At 74.0% G+C, this 5,043-nt stretch carries 5 protein-coding genes; 4 read left to right on the top strand and 1 reads right to left on the bottom strand.

Features of this window, described 5'->3' with window-relative positions; all coding sequences use genetic code 11:
* Nucleotides 1–140 precede the first annotated feature (140 nt).
* From AOK18_RS03680 to AOK18_RS03665, 4 genes are read left to right on the top strand one after another with little or no spacing between them, the layout of a single operon-like run.
* Nucleotides 141–1,319 (top strand): acyl-CoA dehydrogenase family protein, encoded by a 1,179-nt coding sequence (locus AOK18_RS03680; RefSeq protein ID WP_055693313.1) that lies wholly within the window; start codon nucleotides 141–143, stop codon nucleotides 1,317–1,319.
* Nucleotides 1,320–1,372: 53 nt separating this feature from the next.
* The gene (locus AOK18_RS03675) at nucleotides 1,373–2,956 is read left to right on the top strand and encodes a 4-coumarate--CoA ligase family protein (protein WP_055575120.1); all 1,584 of its coding nucleotides are present in this window, start codon (nucleotides 1,373–1,375) and stop codon (nucleotides 2,954–2,956) included.
* Nucleotides 2,953–3,687, top strand: coding sequence for an enoyl-CoA hydratase family protein (locus AOK18_RS03670; RefSeq protein ID WP_055693312.1), 735 nt, complete (start codon nucleotides 2,953–2,955; stop codon nucleotides 3,685–3,687). The genes AOK18_RS03675 and AOK18_RS03670 overlap by 4 nt, the downstream gene beginning before the upstream one ends.
* Entirely contained in the window at nucleotides 3,675–4,349 is a 675-nt protein-coding gene (locus AOK18_RS03665) for a TetR/AcrR family transcriptional regulator (RefSeq protein ID WP_240503038.1), read from the top strand. Before AOK18_RS03670 ends, AOK18_RS03665 begins: the two co-directional genes overlap by 13 nt.
* On the opposite strand, the gene pdxH is transcribed toward AOK18_RS03665, so the two are convergent.
* Nucleotides 4,339–5,025, bottom strand: coding sequence for a pyridoxamine 5'-phosphate oxidase (gene pdxH, locus AOK18_RS03660; RefSeq protein ID WP_099048826.1), 687 nt, complete (start codon nucleotides 5,023–5,025; stop codon nucleotides 4,339–4,341). The two genes, AOK18_RS03665 and pdxH, sit on opposite strands and share 11 nt — an antisense overlap.
* Nucleotides 5,026–5,043 lie beyond the last annotated feature (18 nt).

Below are 5,043 nucleotides of genomic sequence, written 5' to 3'. Positions count from 1 at the left end.
GTCCTCCTCCACGACCGCCAGAAGGACACCCCCCGGGGGCGCGGGGCCGTGCCCGATGCGCGGCCGCCGCACGGGCACGACCGGCCGCCCACGCCCCGCACCCTCCCGACGACCTGAAGCCCTTCCCCCTAGGAGCGCTCGTGCCCGTCATCGAATCCGAAGAACACAAGGCCCTGCGCGCCGCCGTCGCCGCCCTCGGCGCGAAGTACGGCCGCGACTACCTCACCAACGCCGTCTCCTCCGGCCGGCACCCCCGGGAACTCTGGGCGGAGGCCGCCGAACTCGGCTACCTCGGCGTCAACCTCCCGGAGGAGTACGGCGGAGGCGGCGGCGGCATCGCCGAACTCTCCATCGTGCTGGAGGAACTGGGCGCGGCCGGCTGCCCCCTGCTCATGCTGGTCGTCTCCCCGGCGATCTGCGGCACCGTCATCGCCCGCTTCGGCACCGGGGAGCAGAAGCGGGAATGGCTGCCCGCCCTCGCCGACGGCACCCGCACCATGGCCTTCGGCATCACCGAACCCGACGCCGGCTCCAACTCCCACCGCATCACCACCACCGCCCGGCGCGACCCCGGCACCGGCGACTGGCTGCTCACCGGCCGCAAGGTGTTCGTCTCCGGCGTGGACACCGCCGACGCCACGCTCGTCGTCGGCCGCACCGAGACCGTGTCCGCCGGAGGGGGCCGCACCGGGAACCTCAAGCCCTGCCTGTTCATCGTCCCGCGCGACACCGAGGGCTTCCAGCGGCACGCCATCGACATGGAACTCAACGCCTCGGAGCGGCAGTTCGAGCTGGTCCTCGACGACGTGCGGCTGCCCGCCGGAGCGCTGGTCGGCGAGGAGGACGCGGGGCTGCTGCAGCTGTTCGCCGGCCTCAACCCCGAGCGGATCATGGGCGCCGCCTTCGCCATCGGCATGGGCCGCTACGCCCTCGCCCGGGCCGTCGAGTACGCCAGGGAACGCACCGTCTGGAAGGTCCCCATCGGCGCCCACCAGGCCATCGCCCACCCCCTCGCCCAGGCGCACATCGAACTGGAGACGGCCCGCCTGATGATGCAGAAGGCCGCCCACCTGTGCGACGCCGGGGACGACATCGGCGCCGGCGAGGCCGCCAACATGGCCAAGTACGCGGCCGGGGAGGCCTGCGTGAAGGCCGTCGACCAGGCCGTGCACACCCTCGGCGGGAACGGACTCACCCGCGAGTACGGGCTCGCCTCCCTGATCACGGCCGCGCGCGTGTCCCGCATCGCGCCGGTGAGCCGGGAGATGATCCTCAACTACGTCTCCCACCAGACCCTGGGCCTGCCCAAGTCGTACTGAGGGGTGCCGGACGCCCCCGGCCCAGCCGCCTTCCCGGCCGTCTTGGAGGAACCATGTTCCGAAGCGAGTACGCAGACGTCACCCCGGTCGACCTCCCCATCCACGACGCGGTGCTCGCCCGGGCCGCCGAGTTCGGGAGCATTCCGGCACTGATCGACGGCACCGACGGCACCACCCTCACCTACGAACAGGTCGACCGCTTCCACCGGCGGGTCGCCGCCGGACTGGCCGGGGCGGGCGTGCGCAAGGGCGACGTACTCGCCCTGCACAGCCCCAACACCATCGCCTTCCCGCTCGCCTTCTACGCGGCCACCCGCGCGGGCGCCTCCGTCACCACCGTCCACCCCCTGGCCACCGCCGAGGAGTTCGCCAAGCAGCTGAAGGACTGCGCGGCCCGCTGGATCGTCACCGTCTCCCCGCTGCTGGAGACCGCGCGCAGGGCCGCCGGACTCGCGGGGGGCGTCGAGGAGGTCTTCGTCTGCGACAGCGCGCCGGGTCACCGTTCCCTGATCGACATGCTGGCCTCCACGGCCCCCGAGCCGGCCGTGGACATCGACCCGGCCGAGGACGTGGCCGCACTGCCGTACTCCTCCGGCACCACCGGCGTCCCCAAGGGCGTCATGCTCACCCACCGGCAGATCGCCACCAACCTCGCCCAGCTCCAGCCGTCCGTCACGGCGGGCCCCGGCGACCGCATCCTCGCCGTGCTCCCGTTCTTCCACATCTACGGCCTGACCGCCCTGATGAACGCCCCCCTGCGGCAGGGCGCCACCGTCGTCGTCCTCCCCCGCTTCGACCTGGAGACCTTCCTCGCGGCCATCCAGAACCACCGCATCACCGGCCTGTACGTGGCACCGCCGATCGTGCTGGCCCTCGCCAAGCACCCCCTGATCGCCGAGTACGACCTGTCCTCGCTGCAGCACGTCATCAGCGCCGCCGCGCCCCTGGACGCGCGCCTCGCCGCCGCCTGCGCGCAACGGCTCGGACTGCCGCCCGTCGGGCAGGCGTACGGCATGACGGAACTGTCGCCGGGCACCCACGTCGTCCCCCTGGACGCCATGGACGGGGCGCCGCCCGGCACCGTCGGCAAGCTGATCGCCGGCACCGAGATGCGCATCGTCTCCCTCGACGACCCCGGCCGGGACCTCGGGCCCGGCGAGTCCGGCGAGATCCTCATCCGCGGCCCCCAGGTGATGAAGGGCTACCTCGGGCGGCCCGACGCCACCGCCGCGATGATCGACGAGGACGGCTGGCTGCACACCGGGGACGTCGGGCACGTGGACGAGGAGGGCTGGCTCTTCGTCGTCGACCGGGTGAAGGAACTCATCAAGTACAAGGGCTTCCAGGTCGCCCCCGCCGAACTCGAGGCACTGCTCCTCACCCACCCCGGCATCGCCGACGCGGCCGTCATCGGCGTCTACGACGAGGACGGCAACGAGGTCCCGCACGCCTTCGTCGTCCGCCGGCCGACCGCGCCGGAGCTCACCGACGGCGAGGTCATGCTGTACGTCGCCGAGCGCGTCGCCCCGTACAAGCGGGTCCGGCACGTCACCTTCACCGACGGCGTCCCGCGCGCCGCCTCCGGGAAGATCCTGCGCCGTGAACTCCGCACGGCACGGCACGAGGAGCCCTCGTGACCCTGATCGGCCGCACCCGTGTCCGGGGCGTCGAAACGCTCTCCCTCGACGCCCCGGAGCACCGCAACGCCCTGTCCGCCGCCCTCGTCGGCGAACTGGCCGGCGCGCTCACCGACGCCGGCCGGGACACCGGCGTGCGCGCCGTGGTCCTCACCCACACCGGCAACACCTTCAGCGCGGGCGCCGACCTGCGCGACCCGCCCGCCCCCGAGGCGCTGGTGGGCCTGCTGCGGCAGCTCGTCGAGCTGCCCCTACCCGTCGTCGCGCGGGTCACCGGGCACGTCCGCGCGGGCGGGCTCGGACTGCTCGGCGCCTGCGACATCGCCGTCGCCTCCCACGCAGCGACGTTCGCCTTCACCGAGGTCCGCATCGGGGTCGCCCCCGCCGTCATCTCCCTGCCGCTGCTGCCCCGCGCCGACCCGCGCGCCCTCGCCCGCTACTTCCTCACCGGGGAACGCCTCGACACCGCCGAGGCGGCCCGCACCGGTCTGATCACGGCGGCGGGCGAGGACGTGGACGAGGTGCTCGCCCCGATCCTCGACGGTCTGCGCCGATCCGCCCCCGAGGCCCTGGCCGAGACGAAACGGCTGCTCACGGCTAGGGTGCTGGAGACCTTCGACCGGGACGCGGCCGGCCTGACCGCGCTCTCGGCCCGCCTCTTCTCCTCCGCCACCGCGCGCGAGGGGATGACGGCCTTCCTCGAACGACGGGATCCGGAATGGGTGGTGTGAGCACGACCGACCGCGGCGCCCGCGGCGACCGTGACGACCGCGGGCACCGGGCGGACCGGGCCGAACGCGTCCCCAAGCAGGACCGCAGCCGGGCCACCCGGCAGCGGCTCCTGGAGGCCGCCGTGGCCTGCCTCGCCGAACACGGCTGGGCGGGCTCCACGGTCCTCGTCGTCGCCGAACGCGCGGGCGTCTCCCGGGGGGCGGCCCAGCACCACTTCCCGACCCGCGAGGACCTCTTCACGGCCGCCGTGGAGTACGTGGCCGAGGAACGCTCCACCGCCCTGCGCGACCTGTTCCCCGACGGCACCACCGCGGGCGACCGCCGCGCGGTGGTCGCCGCCCTGGTCGACCTCTACACCGGGCCCCTGTTCCGTGCCGCCCTCCACCTGTGGGTCGCCGCCTCCAACGAGGAGCAGCTGCGGCCCCGCGTGACCGAGCTGGAGTCCCGCATAGGCCGCGAGAGCCACCGCGTCGCCGTGGAGCTCCTCGCCGCCGACGAGACCCGCCCCGGCGTCCGCGAGACCGTCCAGGGCCTCCTCGACCTGGCCCGCGGCCTGGGCCTCGCCACCCTCCTCACCGACGACGCGGCCCGCCGTGAACGGGTGGTGCGGCAGTGGGCGGCCCTGCTGGACGGGGTGCTGGACCGGGGGATCACGGACTGAGCCGCTCCACCCGCCAGCCGCCCTCCGGCCGGGCCGCGTACCGCAGGCGGTCGTGCAGGCGGTTCTCGCGGCCCTGCCAGAACTCCACCGCCCGCGGGGCCACCCGGAAGCCGCCCCAGTGCGGCGGGACCGGCACCTGTTCGCCCTCCGGGTACCGGGCCGCCAGCTCCGCGTACGCCGCGTCCAGGTCCGCGCGGTCCGCCAGCACCGACGACTGGCCGCTGGCCCACGCGCCCAGCTGCGAGCCGTGCGGCCGGGTGCGGAAGTAGGCGGCCGTCTCGTCCCGGCCGGTGCGCCGCGCGACCCCGGTGACGATGACCTGCCGGGCCATCGGATGCCACGGGAACAGCAGCGAGACGTACGGATTCACGGTCAGCTCGCGTCCCTTGCGGGAGTCGTAGTTCGTGTAGAACACGAACCCCCGCTCGTCGAAGTGCTTCAGCAGCACCGTGCGGGAGCTGGGCCGCCCCTCGGCGTCCGCCGTGGACACGATCATCGCGTTCGGCTCGAAGAGGCCGCCCTCCGTCGCCGCCTGCCCGAACCAGCGGGCGAACTGTTCGAGGGGAGTGGCGGCCAGGTCGGTCTCGGAGAGCCCCTCGGCCCGGTAGTGCTTGCGCATCGAGGCGGGGTCGGGGGGAACGGCGTCTGGGTCGGTCACTCCGTCATCCTGCCGCATGCGGGGAGGGTGCGGGCG

Origin of the sequence: Streptomyces prasinopilosus (assembly GCF_001419695.1) — a bacterium.
Classification (GTDB): Bacteria; Actinomycetota; Actinomycetes; order Streptomycetales; family Streptomycetaceae; genus Streptomyces; species Streptomyces prasinopilosus.
The sequence above is the reverse complement of the archived record's forward strand: the minus strand, read 5'-3'. Positions and strand labels throughout refer to the sequence as shown.

Coding starts and splice junctions, on each gene's coding strand:
- AOK18_RS03675 (WP_055575120.1), top strand. CDS start 1,373: ATGTTCCGAAGCGAGTACGCAGACGTCACCCCGGTCGACCTCCCCATC.
- AOK18_RS03665 (WP_240503038.1), top strand. CDS start 3,675: ATGGGTGGTGTGAGCACGACCGACCGCGGCGCCCGCGGCGACCGTGAC.
- pdxH (WP_099048826.1), bottom strand. CDS start 5,025: ATGCGGCAGGATGACGGAGTGACCGACCCAGACGCCGTTCCCCCCGAC.